Origin of the sequence: Anaerotignum sp. (genome assembly GCF_031981185.1) — a bacterium.
Lineage (GTDB): Bacteria > Bacillota > Clostridia > Lachnospirales > Anaerotignaceae > Chakrabartyella.
In genome coordinates, this window is the sequence record NZ_DALYUL010000029.1 from 12,658 (window position 1) to 34,892 (window position 22,235).

The 22,235-nt window shown below is 37.4% G+C and carries 19 protein-coding genes; 1 reads left to right on the top strand and 18 read right to left on the bottom strand.

Features of this window, described 5'->3' with window-relative positions:
* From RTK36_RS14045 to RTK36_RS14075, 7 genes are all read right to left on the bottom strand, one after another.
* Nucleotides 1-569 (bottom strand): CoA-transferase (locus tag RTK36_RS14045; protein WP_312047868.1); only part of this gene is annotated, 569 nt, incomplete at its 3' end.
* A gap of 383 nt (nt 570-952) precedes the next feature.
* Nucleotides 953-2,371, bottom strand: a complete 1,419-nt coding sequence (locus RTK36_RS14050) for a sigma-54 interaction domain-containing protein (protein WP_312047869.1) — start codon at nt 2,369-2,371, stop codon at nt 953-955.
* A gap of 1,085 nt (nt 2,372-3,456) precedes the next feature.
* Nucleotides 3,457-4,836 carry a sensor histidine kinase gene (locus tag RTK36_RS14055; RefSeq protein WP_312047870.1) on the bottom strand — a complete coding sequence of 460 codons (1,380 nt, stop codon included), beginning with the start codon at nt 4,834-4,836 and terminating at the stop codon, nt 3,457-3,459.
* Between the two features lies 1 nt (nt 4,837).
* Entirely contained in the window at nt 4,838-5,539 is a 702-nt protein-coding gene (locus tag RTK36_RS14060; RefSeq protein ID WP_312047871.1) for a response regulator transcription factor, read from the bottom strand.
* 65 nt (nt 5,540-5,604) lie between these two features.
* Entirely contained in the window at nt 5,605-5,814 is a 210-nt protein-coding gene (copZ, locus tag RTK36_RS14065) for a copper chaperone CopZ (RefSeq protein ID WP_312047872.1), read from the bottom strand.
* Between the two features lie 95 nt (nt 5,815-5,909).
* Entirely contained in the window at nt 5,910-6,632 is a 723-nt protein-coding gene (locus RTK36_RS14070; RefSeq protein WP_312047873.1) for a hypothetical protein, read from the bottom strand.
* Complete coding sequence (locus tag RTK36_RS14075) at nt 6,629-9,109, bottom strand: heavy metal translocating P-type ATPase (RefSeq protein WP_312047874.1); 2,481 nt, start codon at nt 9,107-9,109, stop codon at nt 6,629-6,631. The genes RTK36_RS14070 and RTK36_RS14075 overlap by 4 nt, the downstream gene beginning before the upstream one ends.
* A 308-nt stretch (nt 9,110-9,417) precedes the next feature.
* Between RTK36_RS14075 and RTK36_RS14080 the strand changes: the two genes are divergently transcribed.
* Nucleotides 9,418-9,789 (top strand): winged helix-turn-helix transcriptional regulator, encoded by a 372-nt coding sequence (locus RTK36_RS14080; RefSeq protein WP_312047875.1) that lies wholly within the window; start codon nt 9,418-9,420, stop codon nt 9,787-9,789.
* Here the strand turns inward: RTK36_RS14080 and RTK36_RS14085 are convergent.
* The 11 genes from RTK36_RS14085 to RTK36_RS14135 all read right to left on the bottom strand — a co-directional run.
* Complete coding sequence (locus RTK36_RS14085; RefSeq protein WP_312047876.1) at nt 9,786-10,349, bottom strand: DUF2318 domain-containing protein; 564 nt, start codon at nt 10,347-10,349, stop codon at nt 9,786-9,788. The two genes, RTK36_RS14080 and RTK36_RS14085, sit on opposite strands and share 4 nt — an antisense overlap.
* Nucleotides 10,350-10,658: 309 nt before the next feature.
* Nucleotides 10,659-12,497, bottom strand: a complete 1,839-nt coding sequence (locus tag RTK36_RS14090; protein WP_312047877.1) for a sulfite exporter TauE/SafE family protein — start codon at nt 12,495-12,497, stop codon at nt 10,659-10,661.
* A gap of 41 nt (nt 12,498-12,538) precedes the next feature.
* Nucleotides 12,539-12,679 carry an LDCC motif putative metal-binding protein gene (locus RTK36_RS14095; RefSeq protein ID WP_312047878.1) on the bottom strand — a complete coding sequence of 47 codons (141 nt, stop codon included), beginning with the start codon at nt 12,677-12,679 and terminating at the stop codon, nt 12,539-12,541.
* A 282-nt stretch (nt 12,680-12,961) separates the two neighbouring features.
* Nucleotides 12,962-13,948, bottom strand: coding sequence for a serine hydrolase domain-containing protein (locus tag RTK36_RS14100; RefSeq protein WP_312047879.1), 987 nt, complete (start codon nt 13,946-13,948; stop codon nt 12,962-12,964).
* Nucleotides 13,949-14,105: 157 nt separating this feature from the next.
* A complete protein-coding gene (locus tag RTK36_RS14105; RefSeq protein WP_312047880.1) occupies nt 14,106-15,020 on the bottom strand; it encodes a class I SAM-dependent methyltransferase in 915 nt (304 codons plus the stop codon).
* 592 nt (nt 15,021-15,612) lie between these two features.
* Nucleotides 15,613-15,870 (bottom strand): TfoX/Sxy family protein, encoded by a 258-nt coding sequence (locus RTK36_RS14110; RefSeq protein WP_312047881.1) that lies wholly within the window; start codon nt 15,868-15,870, stop codon nt 15,613-15,615.
* A gap of 259 nt (nt 15,871-16,129) precedes the next feature.
* The gene (locus RTK36_RS14115; RefSeq protein ID WP_312047882.1) at nt 16,130-17,155 is read right to left on the bottom strand and encodes a patatin-like phospholipase family protein; all 1,026 of its coding nucleotides are present in this window, start codon (nt 17,153-17,155) and stop codon (nt 16,130-16,132) included.
* A 200-nt stretch (nt 17,156-17,355) separates the two neighbouring features.
* On the bottom strand, nt 17,356-18,345 hold the full coding sequence (locus tag RTK36_RS14120) for a hypothetical protein (protein WP_312047883.1): 990 nt from the start codon (nt 18,343-18,345) through the stop codon (nt 17,356-17,358).
* A complete protein-coding gene (locus RTK36_RS14125) occupies nt 18,338-18,565 on the bottom strand; it encodes a helix-turn-helix domain-containing protein (RefSeq protein ID WP_312047884.1) in 228 nt (75 codons plus the stop codon). The genes RTK36_RS14120 and RTK36_RS14125 overlap by 8 nt, the downstream gene beginning before the upstream one ends.
* Before the next feature lie 11 nt (nt 18,566-18,576).
* Nucleotides 18,577-19,545, bottom strand: coding sequence for a hypothetical protein (locus RTK36_RS14130; RefSeq protein ID WP_312047885.1), 969 nt, complete (start codon nt 19,543-19,545; stop codon nt 18,577-18,579).
* Between the two features lie 531 nt (nt 19,546-20,076).
* Nucleotides 20,077-22,235 (bottom strand): HD domain-containing phosphohydrolase (locus RTK36_RS14135; protein ID WP_312047886.1); only part of this gene is annotated, 2,159 nt, incomplete at its 5' end.

A 22,235-nucleotide genomic window follows, 5' to 3' on the forward strand; every position in this document is an offset into this window, starting at 1 on the left:
TCTAACGAAATGTTTCCATATTCGTCTGCATATGTACCCCGAATGAAGCAAATATTTATGGGAATTGCTTTGTAGAGGAGTTGTTCCTTCCCGTCAATTTCAAGCAATTTCACCATATCCTCGGTAGTGACATCGTTCAGCTTTCCCCCTTGATTTCTAGGATCAACAAAGGTATTTAAGCCTACATGGGTTAAGGTTCCCACCTTATGTGCCGCAATATCACGATATAGCTGACAAAGGGTACCTTGGGGAAAGTTATATGCCTCGATTTTATTTTCAATCGCTAATTGACCAAGTTTGGGGGCTAAATTCCAATGACCGCCGATTACTCTTTTAGTCATGCCCACATGGGCAAAGTGATCTGCTCCGCTGCCATCGCGGTTTCCTAAACCTGCGGCATAAAACAGTGTCAAATTTTTAGGAGAACCCGTCTCAATAAATCTTTTCTCTAAAGCTGAGTTTAATGTTTCTGGCAAGCCGCAAGCCACAAATCCACTTACACTTATGGTATCTTGGTCTTTCACGAGCAGAGCGGCCTCTTCTGCGCTGTAAATCTTAATTTTTTTCATTTTTATACCTCGAATCATTTCATTTTTCAGTGGCTCCACTTATAAGCGTAAGCCAAATAAATAATTATCTAAATTCAGGTGCTTCTTTCATTAAAATGCATGTATTCAAGCAAGATTGTCTTTTGTAGTAGTAGATTAAAGGCCATCTAAGTCTTTCTTTTTCCCTTTCAACCCGTTGGTAAATTATGCAATCTGGTTTTGTAAAAAGCTTTTTGCAAACTAATATAAATTGAACGGAATTTGTATAAGTTGCATAATTTCCAGCTAATTATATTGTATTTTTTTACATACATCTTGAAAAAGAGTGCAAAAATAACACCAAAATTATGGCATGTCAATCTGCATAATTTTAATGTAAATTTTTGTTATTTTGTTAGCCGAGATTACTCTGATGCTTTTCTTGTGAATTGCTTTATTTCATATTTCGTAATCTTTTTGTAAATTGCACTGCGGTGAATACCAAGCTCTTCTGCAGCACTTTGGCAGTTCCATTCATTACTTACTAACGCCTCTGTAATCAAATTCTTTTCATACTCATCCATCATCTGACTTAGCTTTTTGCCATCGCTTTCTTCAAAAGAACCAAAGCGATGTCTTGATACCATTTTACTGGGTAAATCTGAAAGTTGAATGGTGAAATTTTCACATGCAGCGTATGCACTTTTTATCACATTATCCAGTTCTCTAACATTGCCCGGCCATGAGTAATTCTTAAAACACTCCTTCACTTCTTTTGAAATAGAAATTGTAGTCTTATAATCATTATTCAGACGCTTTAGAAAATGATTTGCCAACTCTAGGATATCTTCCCGACGCTCCCTAAGGGGAATCATCTCGATATTAATTACATTTAATCTGTAATATAAATCTTCTCGGAATTCGCCGTTTTGCATCATTTCATAAAGGTTTTTTCTGGTAGCCGCAATAATTCGTACATCAACGGGAACCGGTTTGTAACTTCCTATTTTTTCAACTTCCCGTTCCTGCAAAACTCTTAAGAGCTTTGCTTGCATACCTAATGGCATATCACCAATTTCATCGAGAAACAATGTCCCTTTGTTGGCAAGTTCAAATTTCCCTTTCTTTCCACCCTTCTTGGCTCCAGTAAAGGCACCTTCCTCATATCCAAAGAGCTCACTTTCAAGAAGCTCTGCAGGGATAGCCGCGCAGTTTATGCTAACCATGGGTTTTTCTCTACGGTCACTGCTATAATGAATCGCTGTGGCAAATACCTCCTTACCGGTTCCTGTTTCCCCGGTAAGAAGCACCGAAAATGATGTTCTCGCGGCTTTTATACCACGCTTCTTCAATTCTCTGAACTTTTGGCTTTCTCCCAACACCGTATCAAAAGAGCAATATCCTGCTGTATTTTTTTTACGATATTCTTCTTTGTAAAATTCAAATTCTGCATACTCTTGAATTAACTTCTGGGCAGAATCCAAGGTCTGAAGTCTGAATTTTACTTGGGCAACCCCAGCAATAACTTTTTTGTTATCATCGTAAACACAAGAACGGTTTACCAAAAAAGTTGCATCCTCCACATCATCTCTTTGTTCCTGAAGCCGCAAAATCGCCCCCTCTTCTTTATATGCATTCTTGATAATATCAAGCATTTTCGTGTTTGGTATTATTTCTTTGATGCATCTTCCTACTGCTTCTTCCTTTGTGGTTTTCAGATACTTACAATACTGATCATTAATATCAGTAATCATGCCCTTCGTGTCAACCACAATAAATCCATCATCCGAGAGACTAAGTATTTCGTCAAATATGTACTTATATCTGTTATGATTGGTTTCCATAAAAGTTCTTCCTTTCCATGAAATTGAATCGTGTTTTCATATAAATCTGCAATAAAATAATTGACTACTTTCCATCGATAGTATGCCTTGTTCAAAACGTAATTATGAATCTCAACATGCAAGATTGTTTCCGTTTGGAGATTTAATTCTCCATTTTGCGACAACGTCTCCATTTTTAGACTTTTTTCTCTGTTTTTATACAAATATCTTTTGTGTTTTATCGTAGCACATTCTTTTAAAATATAGAAGAGCAAATGCAACAATTGTTCACACAAAAATAACAGAAAGTGAAAAATCCTCTTGTTTAGCTGTTTTTCTAGGTTTTTTAGGTTTGCTACTCTGGATACTCCTCATAGTCAATTTGCCTCGTCTCTTATTGTTTTTAACAAAACACGTTAGACAAATGATAACGAAAATATGAATACATATTTTCTTTTCTACTTTGCTTATCTCTTCACATAATATTAAAGCAACTATCATGCCAAAAAGCCAATATTTTATCAATATGTCTTATAAATCCTACTTTTTTATTAGTTATATATAGTTTTTGCCTTTAAATAGAGGTGAAAATTTGTGAATAAATGATACAAACTTATGCTGCAAATTGAGACACGCATTTTCAATAACAAAAAAAACTCCAAAAAACTTCAAAATCCGTCTCTGCTTGGAGAATATCCTAATTCAGGCAATTTTATAACCAAGTCGTTATTCCCCTTTTACTATCATCCTCATACAAGTCAAAGCTTCATTTTCCTTGGTATTATGCCTTTTTCTCATATCCAATATTGTACTTGCTCTAAGAATCTATTCCTTTGTTACCCACATAATTTCCCACATATGTTTTTTAAAAATTTGTAACTGATAAGCATTCTTTATCCTTGGGCAACTATTTTTCTGGGATACAATCAAAAAAAGACACCAGAAGCTTATATGCTGATGTCCTTTTTATAAACACTATTATACTCTATCAAAGTTACCGTTCACTTTACAAAACCTTATCAGAATCTCTACGGGCAATACAAAAACAATTTTTTCTAATCAGATGAAACCAACTACTAGATAAAATCACCACAATTTTGAGAAAATTATTTCGGTATCAGTACTGTGAATTTACTTCCTGCCCCCTCATTACTATCCACCGTAATTTTCCCTTTGTGGGCTTCAATAATAGACTTAGCTATTGTCAATCCAATTCCTGCACCCCCAGTTTTCCGATTGCGGGATTGGTCTGTGCGATAAAACCTTTCAAAAATATAGGGTAAGTCTTTTTGAGGAATGCCAATTCCGTTATCTTCTATCATTACTATCCCTCTTGTGACTTCATCCTTTACTTGAACCTTGATTTGTCCCCCTTCCGGTGTATATTTAATCGCATTGGATAACAAATTGGTTATCACCTGAACAATTCTATCTTTATCCAAAAGAATACTTGAAGGAGCCCCTTCTACAAGAATCCTTATCTGTTTATTATCAGCCTCTTTTTCAAAATTCCTACTAACATTTTGTACAATTTCAAGTAAATTTGATTCTGTCTTTTTCAACTGAAAAATATCCTGCTCCAATTTTGCCAGTCCATCCAAATCAACCACCAAACTACTCAGCCGCTTCACCTCCTCCACACAGCCATTCAATCTTTCAGCAGTGGGCTCCCAAAGCCCCTCCGCCATAGCTTCTAGATGAGAACGAAGTGCGGTAAGGGGCGTACGAAGCTCGTGAGCAACATCGGCAGTAAGCTGTTTCCGATGCTGCTCCTGCCTGCTAAGAGAATCTGCCATGTGACTGATAGAGGAAAGTAGCATATTCAATTCCCTTGTATTTGTCTCATTTTCCAGTCTTATATTATAGTCACCATTGGATATCTGTTGGGCAATTTCAGCGGTTTTGGTAATTGGGCGAGCAATTCTATGAGCCAAAATCGTTCCGGTCAAGATGGAGACAACGCAAGAAAGTAGACCAATGACCAGGAAAGCTTCAGATAAGTCATTGACAAATTGGAACTCGTTTTCTTTCAAAAAATAAGGCCCATAAGATTGGATAGAAGCAGTTCCAACCCTCCGGTCACCCTGCATCAAATCATAAGAGTATGTGGTAAATCCATTATTGTTTCTTTGACTCATACGTTCTGTGATGTCACCCATTATCTGCTTGCAAAGAGCCATATCGTGACTTGCTGCATCCCAGATCATCTTTCCATCGGTGTCGTACACTGTCAAAACATAACCATCATATAATGAATACATGCCTATAGCATGTATATAATCTAAATCCCAGCTTCGCGTCATTGCATTATATAGATTTTCTAAATCATTTATTATTTTTTCTCTTCGCCCGCGTTCCTGATTAATCATGTACGCCTCAAACTGCCGATTGACTGCGGCATTTGCAAGAAAACTGACAAGAGCCACCACCACCAAAACGATGGTCATAATATATAAAGAAATCTGAGAACGCAGACTTTTCCCCAAATTATTCCCCTCCAAACTTATATCCCAATCCATGAACAGTTAGTATATATACAGGGTTTTTGGGGTCATCTTCAATCTTCTGGCGTATATTTTTTATATGGCTGTCAATTGCCCGATCGTAGCCATCAAAATCATCTCCTAAAGCAATGATAATTAATTCCTCTCTAGTAAAAACCTTACCAGGATATTTCAACAATGCGGATAAAATTTTCATTTCCGTTGGTGTAAGAACAGTGGCAATATCCTTTTTCAAAAGAATGCCCTTCTCAAAATCCACCACCAAATCTCCATTGTTCCATGAATTGCGTAACGTCAATGGAATCAAATCATCTCTCGATCTACGCAGCAGTGCTTCCACCCTGGCATAGAGCTCCTTTAAGCCAAAGGGCTTCGTAATATAATCATCAGCACCAAACTCCAACCCTTGTACCACATCTTCTTCCTCAACCTTGGCTGTGAGCATAATAATAGGTACACGGGACTTTTTTCGAATTTGCACACATACTTCTTCACCAGTGAGATCTGGCATCATCAAATCTAGGATTACCAATGATATATTTTGACGATTGAATATATCTAGTGCGTCTTCACCATTATCAGCAGGAAAAACGCGGAAGCCTTTGCTAATCATTAATGCAGATACAACCTCCAATATTTTTGGCTCATCATCCACAACCAGTATACTTTTATTTTCGCTGCGCAAAACCCATCACCTCCATCTCAAAACGCAAAGGGGGGACGCTATATCAGCGTATCCCCCCCTTGTAATCAGCCAATCACATCATATCCCTGATCGTCAATTTCTGCTTTGATCGCATCCAGCGTACTTTGGGCTGGATCATATTTCACTGCCACGGTCTTGCTTTTTAAATCTACAGAGACATTCTCTATTCCCGGCAGAGCTCCAACGGCTGTTTGAACAGCTTTCACACAGTGTTCGCAAGACATTCCTTCGACTTTCAATGTTGTTTCTTCCATTTGTAGTTCCTCCCATCAATCATGTAAATATTTTTATAGTTTTATATAACGTCCAATGTAGGGACGATTTTCTGACATTTAAATTTGCCTTCCAATCACTCTAAATCAAAGGGTTTTAGGAATTTATAAACATCTTGGGCTTTTCCGCTCATATCAACATTAACCGTTGTATAAATCCAACCCTCTACTTTTTTCGGATCAACACCGGCGGCAATCAGAGGTTCCGGATTCAGGACAAACACAATATCTTTGTCCTGTCCCGCCTTTGTAACACTGTTTAACTGCATATCCTTAGCCCATTCAAACATATTTCCATTGCCAAGACTCACGTTATAGTGATCCAGTGCCATATGATAACCCAGAGTTTCTCTATATTTATCTACTATTTGCTCATAAGCCATCAGTGGAGTAGGATCACCATCATAGGAAAGATTGTTATTGCCAAGTTTTACCCCCACTGTAAGCATTCCTTCAGATGACTTATAATATTCCGGCAGTTTTGACACATCCAACCCCGCCTGAATAAAAGGCCCTTCATCTACCTCCAACATAATATCGTAAAGAGGACTTTTACTGTAATCACCACTCCAGACAAACCTTGCTGAACCATCTGGCGCTTCCAGAGACCAACCTACATTTTTCACATCAATCCTCACTCTATCGTCGGATGCGGTGAGTAGCTTTTCAAAAGAAGCGGTGGAGCCTGTTCCCACAACATCAATGCTACCGCCCGCAGCTCTAAGAAAAACAAACAAAATTGCGGTAAGGACTACTGCGCCAATTATAATTCCCCAAATAAGCTGAGAATTTTTTTTCATGCTGAACCCCCTCCTTCCTTTCTGACTGTTGCCTTAAATCTCTTAAGTCTTAGTGCATTGGTAAGCACAGAGACAGAGCTTAGACTCATTGCTGCTGCCGCAAAAATTGGGTTCAGCAGTGGTCCGCCAAAAAGATGAAGTACGCCGGCCGCAATGGGTATTCCGATTACGTTATAACCAAATGCCCAAAATAAATTTTGCTTTATATTCCGAATGGTTTTTTTGCTCAGAAGAATAGCAGTAGGAACATCCATTAAATCTGAACGCATAAGGACAATATCTGCAGATTCCATGGCAACGTCAGTACCCGAACCAATAGCAATTCCAATGTCAGCTTGTGCCAACGCCGGAGCGTCATTAATGCCGTCACCAACCATGGCAACTTTGCGCCCTTGAAGCTTCTTCACCTCGTTGGATTTGTCTTGCGGGAGCACTTCAGCCAAAACTTGATCGATGCCAACCTGGCGGGCAATGGCAGATGCAGTTTTCTTGTTATCTCCCGTAATCATGGCAACTTCTATCCCCATGTTATGCAGTTCACGAATAGCATCACGACTGCTTTGCTTCACAACATCGGCAACTGCCACAATACCAGAAAGCTTACCATCTAAAGCCACATACATAGGTGTTTTTCCTTCTTCCGCCAGCTTGTCGCTTGCCTCTTCTAAAGGGCTTAGCGAAATATTTCTTTCTTCCATCAGTTTGCGGTTTCCTGCCAATACAGTTTTCCCTTCCATCTTTGCCTCAATGCCTCTGCCTGTAAGGGACTCAAAGTGTTCCATTGCAAGCATTTGTAATCCCATATCCTCTGCCCCACGAACAATGGCCTGCCCCAGTGGGTGTTCCGAGCCTTTTTCTGCTGAAGCAGTAATTTGTAACAGCTGGTTTTTTTCAACACCTTCTACTGTAAGTACATCTGTTACAGTAGGCTTGCCTTCGGTAATGGTTCCTGTTTTATCAAAAATAATCGTATCTATCTTATGAGCCGTTTCCAGGGCTTCTCCGCCTTTAATTAAAATGCCATTTTCCGCGCCTTTGCCCGTACCAACCATAATCGCCGTTGGCGTTGCCAAGCCTAAAGCACAAGGGCAGGCAATCACCAGAACCGCAGTAAAGATGGTGAGGGCAAGTTCTATATTGCCAGTGCCAATATACCACGCTATTCCCGCCAAAACTGCTATAACACATACCACAGGTACAAAATATCCAGATACGATGTCTGCCATTTGGGCAATAGGTGCCTTGGAGCCTTGTGCATCCTCAACCAACTTAATGATCTGAGCCAAAGCAGTGTCACTGCCGATCTTCTCTGCACGAAAGCGAATGGTACCGGTGGTGTTTAGTGAAGCTGTATAAACAGGGTCACCTGCCTTTTTATTAACAGGCATGCTTTCACCAGTAAGCATAGACTCATCAATGGCAGTATGCCCTTCAATCACCGAACCATCAACGGGAATTTTTCCACCGGGTTTTACAACTATAATATCGCCAATTTCCACCTCATCAATAGAAATTTCTTTTTCTTTCCCATCTTCTATTATCATAGCAGTTTTCGGGGCAAGCCCCATGAGCTTTTTAATCGCCTCACCAGTACGTCCTTTTGAAATCGCCTCAAGGGTCTTTCCCAGGAGAATCAAGGTGATAATTACACCTGCTGATTCATAATAAAGATGTTCCACTGCTCCAAAGTTTCCGTTGGCAATCAACCATGTGTTATAAAGGCTGTATAGCACAGCGGCAGTGGTTCCTATGGCAATCAAAGAATCCATATTTGGACTGCGCTGAAATAAAGATTTGTAGCCTATAGTATAGAACTTATAGCCCACACCAATGACAGGGGCTACCAATAACAGTTCCACCAATGCATAAAGCAAAGGGAATCCCATTGGATCAATGGCCCCAGGAAAGGGTAAATGAACAATGGTAATCATAGGAACCATGGCAATGTATAAAAGCGGAACGGAAAATAAAGCAGATACAATAAGCTTTGTTTGAAGAATTTTTATTTCTTTTTGCTTTCTTTGTCTATCTTCATCTACGGCGTCCTCTTTATTTATTTCTAAGGCTTCGTATCCCGCTTTTTGGATTGCCTGACGAATCGCGGACAATCGAACCGTTTGAGGCTCATAAACCACCGTTGCCTTTTCCGAAGCAAAATTAACGGAAGCACTTGTCACTCCATCCAGCTTCTTCATAGCCTTTTCCACACGCTGAGCGCAAACGGCGCAGGTCATGCCACCAATGGGAATAGTTACACTGCTATTGGCCTTTTCTTCTACCTCATACCCAATTTTTTTCACAGCCTCTTTAATTGTAGTAAGAGAAAGGGCATTTTCATCATATTCCACAAACAGCTTTTCACTGGCAAGGTTTACGGATGCCTCCTCTATTCCCGATAACTTCCGAACTGTTCTTTCAATTCTTTGCGCACAAGCAGCGCAGGTCATCCCTCTTATGTTAAGTACTTGACTATTCATATTTACTCCTTTCCAAAATTGAATCGTTCATGCATGGTCGAACCCTTCAATTTTAAGATAATCTTTTCAAAATATATGCACGCTCTGCGGATTTTTTTGCCCAGAACCTTCACTCGCTCAAAAAATTACCAATCTTTATTATTTTGCCCGTTTGTTATGAAGACCATGCGTAAACCTAATTTTCATATTATGTCATCCTTGACCGAGATGCAATCTGATGATATTATTATGACAGTTATTGCAGATTTATCAAGTACGCACTTAATTGTGACATACTACCCAAAAAGATAGTATTGGAGGGAAACAAAATGAAATGTAATGCTAGCCAAATCAACTGTCCCGTGGGAACAACAATAGACATCATCGGCGGAAAATATAAGTCACTTATTTTGTGGCATCTAATTGACTCCACATTAAGATTCGGAGAACTCAGCAGATTAATTCCCCAAGCAACCCCTAAAATGCTTACCCAACAACTACGAGAATTAGAGGATGCCAAACTCATTGTGCGAAAAGTATATCCCGTGGTACCTCCAAGGGTAGATTATAGTCTGACCGAATTAGGAATCAGCATGCGACCCATTTTGGAGGCTATGTATAGCTGGGGAGAAGATTATTTGAAGAAAAGTGGTCGAGAAATCAATTGCTCTATGAAGATGCATATGTCAGCAAATGATTAATAAGAGCCTTTCCAATTTGCAAAAATCTCTTTGGATTCTTTGAGAAAATCATAGGAGATCGTGATGGAATCTTCTGTCACGGTCTTATTTTCATCGAAAATAGGCCATGGATTACATCCACCTGCTTCAATTTCTACCCGGTCCATGGAGAATTGGTTACCGCAGTTCTGACAGACCAATAAATTCCCCTGCTGTTCATAATATCCTTTCCCTGAATCGTAACAAACCTGACAGGTATTAAAAGCTGTTCGAATGGAACCATCTGATGCTTTTACGGCAACTACTTCCATTCGTGTTCCATCCACATCAACGGGATAGAATTTTGCTGTCTCGGATACTTCACTGATTGGTATTACAATGTCCTGATCGGCTAAAACAGCGGCCGAAGTATTATCCGCTGTGGATTTCGGCACTTCAGCCGTCTCCTTGCTGCCACATGCAGACACAACTGTGGTAACAACCAATAACGTAATAAAAATTGATACTCTCTTAAGAGATATTTTCTTTTTTGTATCTGCTTCGCCTTTTTTAGCATTCATTAAGTTACTGTTTTTTTTCATAATAAATCCTCCTGATTTTATTTATATATTCTTGTTTTCTTTTTCATTTTGGCCTTCACCTTTGTCTTTTAATAACAAAATTCCAATGACAACTCCCATGATGGGAAGAATGCAATGCCAATGGCTTATTAAAAATCCCATATATTATGACTCCCTTCAAAGTGTTTAAATTCACTTATTGACTTAAATAAATGCAGCCTTCGCTAAAGCGTAGTCTGTTGGTTTTATTATACGAAAGGAAAGAATCACTCTTAAAAAAAGCTTTCTCCTACATAAAATGGTGAAAAATCAGATTGTTCATGGCTGACATTAATGACAACTGGGTGCACCTCCCCTTGATGCAAAGGTTTCAGAAGGCCAAATCATGGGCTGAAAATTGCTCACTTCCTTCTTGATGGCATCTATGTTGATGTTTGAACTGTCCTCTACTACCTTTACATATCCAAAAAAGCTGCTGTCACCATTTGAAAAAGAAAAGTCATCCGTAGGATACATGTTAAGAAGGTTCTCGGCAGTATCCAAAGGAATCTGTACTGCAAAATAGGGAATCAACAACTTAGAGCTACTTTCCTTCGAAGATGAATTATGAATGGTCCATTCTGTTTCCATATCCTTTTGTAAAACAATCACCCCTGGCCTGAATCCATCATCAGTCAGTTCAATGGTCACTTTTTGAATGGTATCACCCTTTTCTCCAAGACCCATTTCCTCCGTGGGTATTGTATAATTTGTTGGAACTGGGCCATTAGGAACAACACTCTGTTCCAAAGACTCATCCCCTATTGGAATAGTAGATTTCCCTTCCACAACTCGGATAGAACTTCTTATCATTCCCATCCAACAGCTATAGGGGAATTCCCCTGTTTTACTTGGCATAAATTCAATGATATTTTCACCAGCCTTAAATTGATATTCAACGTTGTACTCAGGGATAAAAATTCGATTGTTACACCCATTGATACTACCCTCAGGCGCATCTATAACCCATTTTACAGGCATTCCCTTCTCTACAGTAATGGAAGGATACCTACCGGATGCTAGGGTACTATTAATAATCTGAACACCATTCTCAACCTTCACGTTACTTTCAGGGGTATCCACTTTAGCAGCTAGATTGCCGGGAAATATTTGAGGAAGTTTCCAACCAGATAAACTCCATCCCTGAGAAAACATAGACATCCCCAAAACAACAACCAGCACTGCCCCTGCTGTCAAAATTTTGTTGGTGAACCTTTTCCCCAAGAATGAGCTTAGTGCCCCTAGCCCAAACATCAATGGCACGGTTCCCAAGCTAAACATAAACATAGAAAATGCACCTGAAAAGGGGCTTCCTGTTGATAAGGCATATATTTGCATCGCCTGAAGAGGACCACAAGGCATAAGTCCATTTAGCAGACCAACAAACAACGGCCCCCTTGCAATTTTTTGATTTTCTACGGAATGGGCAAATAGAAAGGGAAACCTTGGTTGAAAACGACGCAGCCATGGAAAAATCCCCAGCATATTCAATCCCATAATCATCATAAAAATACCCGCAATTAATTTGATTACACCCTGCATGGTATTAGAGAAGGTAATCAGGGAACCCAGTCCACCTACAACAAATCCAACAGTAGTATAGGAAAGCACCCGACCCAAATTATACAAAAGGCTCGGTCTAAGCGTAGAAATAAAACCGCCTTTTCCGTTACTTGTTTGATTGGCTGGAACACATTGAGATAAATTAACTCCACCGCACATGGCCACACAATGCACAGAAGTCATAAGTCCAATCACAAACAACATGCCATGGCCCATGCTGACATCTGCCAATTGACTTGGTGTAAATAAATTTAGAATACCAAATTGCTGCATAAGTAAATATAGCGAAGGGATAATTACCAAAACTCCCACCACTTGTTTCTTATGAAAGCTTTGAACTTCTCTGTTTGGCAACACAGTATAGTCCAGCCCTTGAATCAAAGTGGTGATATACTCAAGGGCAATTGTACTTTCGTCATAACAAATATCTGCAAAACCATTTACATAACTAACCTGGGCAGATTTTATTCCTTCCGTGCTACGAAGTGTTTTTTCCATCTTATTCTGGCAGCTTACACACGTCATCCCTCCGATATGAAGCCGCCTCTCCTTTATAGAGGATTCCATAAAAGACCTCCTATTTCCGCTCATTATTTGTTTTGCCAAACTTATAACCGCCCTTGCTTCCCTTTCTGTCGATTTAGGCTACAGCAATCTGGCTTACTGTTACCAAAAACCTCTTGATTCGATTTTTCCAGTTGGGTAATATATTTTTTCAATACTTGTTTAAGATAGCTCCATATTTTCATTTTGCATTCCTCCTACCAGTTTTTATTTTATTGTAATAAATAAATATGTAAAAGTTATGTATGTGGATCATTTTGTTTCATTTCGTTGTTAAATCATTTATCATTTTAATCTCCTTCAAATTTTTGCTCCTAGGATTTCATAACCATTTACTCTTGGAAATATGAAATTCATTGTCTAACTACTTTATCTAATGCCTCAGACATTGCATAAAAAAACAACCTTTCCATTTGAAAGGTTGTTTTTATCTAGTAATCTGCTTTTTCCCCATTAATCCTAAAATATCAGTCCTTAGAGTCTCCGATTATGGGCTCAATATAGTTCTTGATTAACTCAATCCTATCTTTCGCATTGGGCATAAAAAGGGACGCAATAGAAATTACCAGATTTTTCTTTCTATTGATATAAATTACGTTTCCGCCGTCTCCCAAAGCGGCATAGGAATCTTTATCAAGAATCCACCAAAGATAACCATACCCCAGATTGCCCCACTCAGCACATTGACTTTGCTGTCTTGTGCTCTCAGTAATCCACTCTGAAGATATAATTTGTCTGTCCCTCCATATGCCACCATTTTGATATAAAGTACCTATTTTGGCCATTTCCAACGGTGTCAGAAAAAGACCCCAGCTTGCCATATTTCTGCCTTGTGGGTCAACAACCCATCCCCTTGTATTTTTATCGCTCATAATAGATATATGCTCTTCCTTATTGTGTAAAATCACATTTTGGGTTACATTCAACCCAAGTGGTTCAAATAAATACTTCCGCCCAAATTCAAGAGGAGACTGCCTTGTTGCCTTCGTCAGAATTCCCGATAAAATGTGAGTTCCCCCCACTGCAGAATAATTGAATTCCCCAATGGGGTTACCTCCACCTAAGAAATTTAGTGCATCTTCAAGGGGATTTTGACTTGCAAAAAACATTTCGTATGGTTCTACCTTATATTTATATGGAGCAGTCATAGTGAGCAAATTTTTTATCGTAATCTGTTGTATCGTCTTTTCCCCTGGCTGAATATGGAACTCCGGAAAAAAATCTAACACCTTCTGTTCTATGTTTTCGATATACCCTAGATCTATGGCAATGCCAAGCAGCACAGAAAAGATACTTTTTGTTACCGATGCTACATGAACAGCATCATGGGCTGAGTAACCATTCAAGTAGCTTTCATATAATTTAACTCCGTTTTTCTCTACTACAATTCCTGCAATATTTTGATAATCTCTTTGCATTATCGTTTCCAATTCTTTGGCTTTTTCTTTATTCATATCATCTATTTCCTCCTTTAAGTGTATAAAGGATATCCTTGAAGAAAGCATATAATGATTAAAAATTATTTGCAAGCCCTATTTTAAAATAAATTGTTTAACTATTTTTCTATATTAATATTTCAGCACAATATACTAAGTTTGATTCGATGAATATTCATTTTCTTACTGCAAGACAATAATTCACTTGTTCAAATGCTTTTATAGGATGCGACGGATTTCCTTGATTGTATTTTTTAAAATATTGTTCTGTCATTTCCACAGGGGTTAAATGTTCATAAATTAGAAACCCATGTTTCGAAAGAATCTTTTCCATTTCTTTATACGAATAGCTTGCAAGCATCTTTTCTTTTGCAGACTCTGCCAGCATAATCTGCTTATTCCAAGGTTCGTCATCAATGTCTGAATAGCTTCGTTCAACGGGATAATCAAATACAAGTGAACTTCCATCTGGAATAACCAAGCTGAGAGTCGTGATGAATTTTTCAAATGCTTGTTTCGATAGATAATATACAACGCCAAGCAGACTGCAAAAACTAATTTTGTTTTCTTGGAAGTCAGCACATTTTATCAATTCTTGGTGCCATAGTTCTTTTGCAAAATCTGCATGAATGAAGTGAACGTTTTCTGGCAGGTCAATTTTCCTTTCTTCCAGGCGAATTCTCTTATCCTCTGCTGTGGCAGGGAGGTCTACTTCGAAAATCTGTATATCCCGTGCCCAAATGGGTTGACGGTATGCAAACGTATCATAACCCGCTCCCAAAATGATATATTGAGTTGCACCAATGGATACAGCCGCTTGTAGTGCCTTTTCGGCGAATACTGCTCTAGCAAGGGGAGTTGGAGAAAGTTGGTTATCTACAATCCATCTTAATGCTTCCTCCCCAGAGCCCATAAACTTGGGGTTAAAAAAACCTATCCCCTCAGCCATACTCCTTGATATTTGAAAATATTCTTGGTCACGCAAGAGTAACCTAGCAATGCTGTCATCAAAAATCTTGATTATGTCATTTTCTACGTGGTATGCTCTTGCGAATGCACTTACTAGTGCTGTCATGCTTTTTTCTTCCATTCTAAATCACCTCTTATACTTAATACACCCAAAGCAAAATAAGTACAAGACTTGAATTTTTGCTCTTTTTATGGTATAGTAATTATAGAAAACAAAGACTTTTCCATTATCCGTCATTTATATATGGCGGATTTTTCTTACCAATTATTGTTTTTTGCGACGTCGTTTATGAAATATTTTTTTGAATCAAGAAAACAATTTAGATGGCCTTCTTCAATGATATAGAGTTTTAACTTGGGATTAATGTGAATTATCCCGCCCACCTGTAGGTGTGGAGTTTGGGGATTGGACGATAAGACATCCCTAAACCACTGCACAAGATCTGATTGAAGAAAATTCAGATCTAAAAGAATCTTTGAAAATTGAAAACAAATAAAAACAGCTGATAGACGCTTCTCGACTATCAGCTGTTTTACTACTTTAAAACCATAGAGAGCCGTCTGTCAAAGGGGCAAAGCCTTTGCGTATCAAACTCCTTCTAGTCAGATAACCACTCTAATCTAGGAAAATCATGTTTCTCAATCATTCCTAATTTATATTTTTATCCCAAACTTGCTTTGTTGAACGATTATTTAGTGATACACCACATTGTTTATGAATTAAAAAATCTGTAAAAGTCCTGTAAATCTGTCTTACTCTCTTGAGAGAGCAAACTTTTTTTAACGCCTTGGATTGCACCCTCCAAGGCACATAAGCGGTGCATGCAAGCTGAAGGGTCCTTCGCCCTGATTTTTAACCAGGCTTCTTTGCTACCCAACTCCTTTAACTGATCATACGTTGTTATTCCAACAGAATTCAACTGATCCTCAATCACTGATCCAATATTTACAAGTTTAGCTAATTCACCCATTTTAATGATCCTTTCTTCATTTGTCTTTACTTTCTTAGAAACTATCTCATTGGATTGAAACACCAATATTACTTGTAATAAGTATGCCATAAAGGAGGGGTGAAAAACAAGCGTATTATTTCCTTACCAAAATTCGTCTTTTACTTAACTATGGTTGAAAACCATATCAATCATTATAATAAATTTTATTTGTACCTTTTCATATTCTTTGGACATGAATGTAGCCCCATTGCAATATCAATTCATGGGTAACCAAATTTTAATTAATTTCAGCTCCATATCTACCATCACTAAAAAATTCTCTTGCCGCTTCGTAGCCTTGACGATATAAAAATCGATAAGTAACATCATTTACTTCAATGTCAAAATTTAAGGCCTCAACGTCATTTGTATCAATTGTAATAGATCGTTCTCTGTTTAAAGGATTACTTTCATAAATTTGCTGTTGAATGTATGTTGAGGCTCGAGAAATGTTTTCAATGTATTGGCAAAGATTATCAATATGGGTATGCCCATACTTGAATTTAAATCGCACACCAATTGTAGACATATTTATGCCCTCGTAAAGATTATCACTGAACATTGGATAGTCAAAAATATTTAAAGGGTAATTATGCATTAGCCCTCCGTCACAAAATACATTTGTTATGGAATTACCCAGAGTATTGGTTTTTTCTCGAAAAACAGCTTCAAAAAAAATCGGTACCGACATGGAGATTCGTACTGCTTGGGCAACCTCCACTTTTGGGGTTGTTTCATAGGAAAATACTTGTGTTGTTTTCATCGAGATGTCAGTCCCAATCACATATAAATCCAAAAAAGGCCTACCCTCCTTATGGAGCGTTGGATCTTTAAAATCAGCAAAAGTATAGGGTGGGGATTTTTTTGAACGATCAAACTGCTCCTCAATCACACCCTTCATCCAACCATAAAAATAATCCGTAGAGTACCAACCGAAACGGTTTATTAAGCGATATACGCAACTCATATCCCCCAAAAAACCTTCCAGCCTTTCATTTATTTCTTCCGGCACAAATCCAAAATTCTCCATTTCTCCTTTTGACGGAACCTGCTTGTAATCCAAGGTGTTGGAAATTTTTCGGGTCTCTACAAAAGGAAGATTAAAACTAGTGATACATGCAGTGACTGCACCAGCTGATGTTCCAGCAACCCGAGAAACATCGTCCATTAAACCATTGCGAAATAGATAGTCTAATACCCCAAGATACGATATTCCCAATATACCTCCGCCCTCAAAAACTAGATTTTCAACTTTACTATTCAATTCTATCACCCTAACTATTCTCATAGTAAATTATATTGCATAGGCGATGATTTTATATTGCAAAAAATCCTAATTTTTAGAAATATATCCAGTAAATGTAAATACAGTTTACTTTAACCCAATCTTTAAACTTTTTTCTTGCTACTAAAATAAAGGGGTGTACCTATAGTCGTCTTTTCATTTCATTTTCCAGCTTGATTTTACTCTGCTTGATCTTCAAGTTTATTCCATATAATTGTCGTATAAGTTTTTACGAATACTCTGTTATCATTTAATAAGAAATACCACAGTGAATCATCGCTTTTTGAAAATATTGTACGTTCCACTTTAGTTTCTCCAGATTTCATTGTTTTTGTACTTTCTACAATAATATATTCTGTTGAAGAATCCGCATTGAGCTCTTTTGGTACCTCACCAGGTTTGTATTCCTCTTTTTTAAGCAATTTATTATCTTTGTCTATTTGAATTATTGCAACTTTTGCTGTAGGCTTCATGATAGCTATAGATACTTTTACAGAGGTACTAAATTCTTTACTATTCCCATTATTATTCACTGTAACTTTATCTGCTATTGTTTGGGTATAAAGACTTCCATCTTCCATATCATCCGCTGAATAACAGTAACCATTAACACTACTAACAAGGTAAACTTGACCATCCTTACTTTGATAAACAGGATTAATAAATATTTCATTTTCCAGACCACTTGGTGAAACATAAATGTTGCCCTCAAGTTCCATTCCTTCTGCATAGTCACCATATTTCATATTTATTTTGAAATCAGTAACACCATTGTCGCTATTAGACATAACATATGAATTTTCATCATCGGGAGATTCTGATACAGTAGGAGAAAACATCCTAGTACCCTCTATTCCATCGAATTCATATGTAGTTTTAGTATATTTACCTCCTTCTTCTGTCGTCTCTACCGTGTCTTTCCTTGTTGCATACAATCGACCATTATATTTTTGTTGATTACCTTCAACTAAAATCTCTCCTCCCGAAACTTTCCCATCATCATTGAGAAAGCCTTCCATATCAAACAAATTAATATGCTCAGATGTAACAAAGGCACCTATTAATTTATCTGCACTTTTTTCTGCCCCATCTTCACTTGCAAGTTGGCATCCCGCAAGGAAAATCATAATCAGTAATGCAAAAGTTGTTAAACCAATTCTTTTATTCATCTTCATCCACCCCCAAATTACCATCAAACTTCAGTATATCCCCAACGTCGCAGCCCAGATGCCAACATATTTTATTTATTGTTGAAAAGCGCACGCCTTTCGCCTTACCACTGCGCAAAATAGACAAATTGGCTTCTGTAATGCCTACAAGAGCACACAAATCTTTAGAAGTCATTCCTCGTTCTTTCAAAATATTTTCAAGGTGTACAGTAATTGCCATGCTATCGCCCCTTAAATAATGCTATCGTTGTCATCTTTTAATGTTTTGTTTGAAATAACCATTTTAGAAAAAATAAGTGTGCCTAAAACAAAGATAATAGAAAATAATGGTACTTCTATTGAACTTTTTATATTCCGCAAAAGAGGCATAAAAAAAAGCTGTACTATATTAAAAACGACATTGCTTGACATCGTAAGGGTAAGCCCTATTTTGCATATCTGTGAAAGCTTTTCTGATTCACCAATGGTTTCTACCGAATATTGGTCTGTTGAAAATACCCGAATGAATTTTAGACCTGAAAAAATAACGAGTATGCTCACAAAATTGGGGATACTATCAATCAGAAATCTTAAACCAGTAAAAAAATAGGTAATTCCTAATCCATCCTCGCTTCCTGTATTACTAAGCTTTATGGATTTCATTTCAAGGCAGGCATCATTGAGGCCCACTCCAAATATTGAAATGGTAAGAAGTATCGCTGCAAACCATAATAGAGCCACCATATATCCGTATAACTTTTCTGTTTTACTATTGAAAAAAACATTCACCCACCTCAAAACCAAATATGCCACCAAAACTGAATAAACCGTGCCACATAATAGAATTTGAGCCATTGAATTTTCTATACCCGCTGCAGTGGGCATGGGGATAAGTCCTGGGTTAATCATCATATAAATCACATAAAATAGTAGCAAGGAAAGCACAACTAAAAACTCATCTGCAGCTTCATCTTTCTTTTTCTTTTTTAGCAACCACCTCACGAAAAGTGGAACTACGCATAAAGCAATGTAAAAAATAAATGCAATTACATTCTGCAAGCCACCTTGTAATGACAACCACCTAAGCCCCATACCAATTTGAGCCAGGGGAAAGCATAAAATGCTTCCAAATGCATTGCTAACAGAAAACTTTAAAAAAACCCCAAGTATAGATAGTAAAGCTGATATTAACAACGTAGTATGTAAAGCTTTTTGATTCATAGCAATCATCATTCCCTTCAAAGCAAAATTATTGTTTTTCGATAATTATATGCTGCAAATTATTGTAAGTCAATCTTTTTATTTTAGACATTACTCTAAGAGCTTTTTATACATCCTACAACTATTAAGAACAATATATAATCTAATACAAATATCTAGGTCTATTCCTATGAAAAAATAATAACCCTTTCGTGCAACTCAACAATTCTCGCTTGTTCATCGCTACAAACGGAATATGTTTACAGTCTGCCCGAAAGGGTAAAAAGGAGTTTTCTTATAGGTTTTTGCTTTCTCATGGATTTGGCTATTCCATATTCAATTGAAAATAGCTATTATTATCTTTTTTCCTGCCTTTCTTTCGTTCTTAGTATATACTATGTTTGTCCTGTCCCATATGTTCGTCCCGTTCACAAAAAAGCTATAAATGTTTATAAATCCACCTTGCATACCAATCTTTTCTAGCTCCGGCAAAAAAATATGAGAACTTAATTTTCACTTATAACCCAGTTTCAGCCTTTTAAAATTCATGAATCATTTACTTTCGTTACTTTGCAAAATGTTCAAAAATACCTGCACAATGTTAGGATCGAACTGAGTACCGGAACAACGTATCAGTTCTTGCTCGGCTTCTTCCTTACTCAAAGCCGATCTGTAAACACGCTCAGACGTCATTGCTTCATAAGAACCCGCAACCATAATAATTCTTGAAGCCAACGGTATTTCTTTCCCTTTTAAACCTCTTGGATACCCTTTCCCATCCCAGCGCTCATGGTGTGCTAATATGTAGTCCGATAAATATGCAAATGTGTCCACCGACTTTAGTATGTGATACCCAACTTCAGAATGTCTTTTAATGATTTCATACTCTGACGGCGTTAATCTATCCTGTTTTTCCAAAATTGCCCTGTCAATGGCTATCATGCCAATATCGTGCAAAAAACCTGCCATTTCTATTTCCTGCAAAAGCTCCTGATTCAATTGTAAAGCCTCACCAATTCTTTTACTCATTTCTCCTACATTTTCAGAGTGCCTCTTCTCCTTGGGGTCCTTTTCATGGATTGTTTGTATAATAGTCTGTATGGTAGTTTCTTTCATTTGCTGACTTTCTGCTAGTTTACGTCGATACATATTTTTTTCCGCTTTTAGATAAATTTCCATTATTTTTTGATCTAAAATGGTTTTGGTCGCACAACCAATAGAAACAGAAATTATTGTATTCTTAAGCCTTTGATCTGATATTTTATGATGAATTTTATTTATCACATGCTCCGTTTCGCGAATATCTGTCTTTGGCAGCAATATAACAAATTCATCTCCACCAATACGGCAAATGGTGTCATCCTTTCTGCAAACATCTACCAATGCTTTTGTTACAATCTGTAGCAGCTGATCCCCCATCTGATGACCAAATGCATCATTAATTAGCTTTAACCCATTCACGTCAATGAGTGCCAAAGATAAAGGAATAATTTCTTCTTTTTCTAACCTGTTTATTTCATTTTCAAAAAAGTGCCTGTTATATAGGCCTGTTAATTGGTCATGGGAACTTAAATAAGATATTCTTGCCTGTTTTTCTTTCTTATCCGTATAATCTCTAAACACAACAACAACGCCTTTAATATTTCCCCCATCATCCAAAATTGGAGAGGCGCAATCTTCAATAGCTATCTCTTCACCATTCTTTTTTATCAGTAAAACATTTTCATCTGTTATATTCTGTTGTTTGTTTTCCGTGACATTTTTTATAGGAGTGATACACTTTTCTCGGGTATTTTCATCTATAATACGAAATACCCTTTCAAAGGGCATACCTAGGGCATCTTGCATACTCCAGCCTGTCAATTTTTCTGCCACATCATTCATAATTAGAATATTACCAAATGGATCTGTGGATATGACTCCGTCCCCCAGAGAATGAATTGTTGTTTTGAATAATAATCTTTCTTTATTTATGGTTTCCTTTGCATCAAATAAATCCTGATTTTTTTCTTCCAACTTTAAAATATAATTTGATATTTTATTCAGCATGTATACAATGCCATTTGATAAAACACCGATTTCATCTTTTCTTTCCAAATATTTAGGGGGCAAGACAATAGAGCCGTTTTGTGTAAAGTGATTCATCTCATCACAAATTTTTATGAGCGGTGTTGAAAAATGATTTCTCAACATCAATAAAACCAAAGATAACAACAGAATAATTAAAATTAAAATACATAAGTTCATTAAGACAAATTTATGAATAGGTGCCAGTATCTTGGAACGCAATATATCTGTTACCACAATAATATTGGTATCTTTCACAGGGAAATAAGCTAAATACTTTTCCTGCCCTTCATACGAATATTGTACTACACCGCTTCTACCTGAAAGTATTTCTTCAACTAGTTCTGGAGGGAATATGTCCTGTATGTACTCATTGGTTAGTTGAAAAGATCCCCTTCCTTTTGCATTATATAGTATGAGCCCGGAATCATATATTAAATCCATATCTGCCTCGGTTTCCAAGTTATAATTTTCCATAATCATTTGAATGTTTTCCATCAAAATATCCAAACCAAATGCTCCCACAATTCCATTGTTATCCTTCAACGGGGCGGCAATAGTAATTGCAGTTTTTTTCGAAATCATATCTACATAAGGGGCTGTAATTGTGGTTTTATCTTGTTCAATTGTATTAAGATACCAGT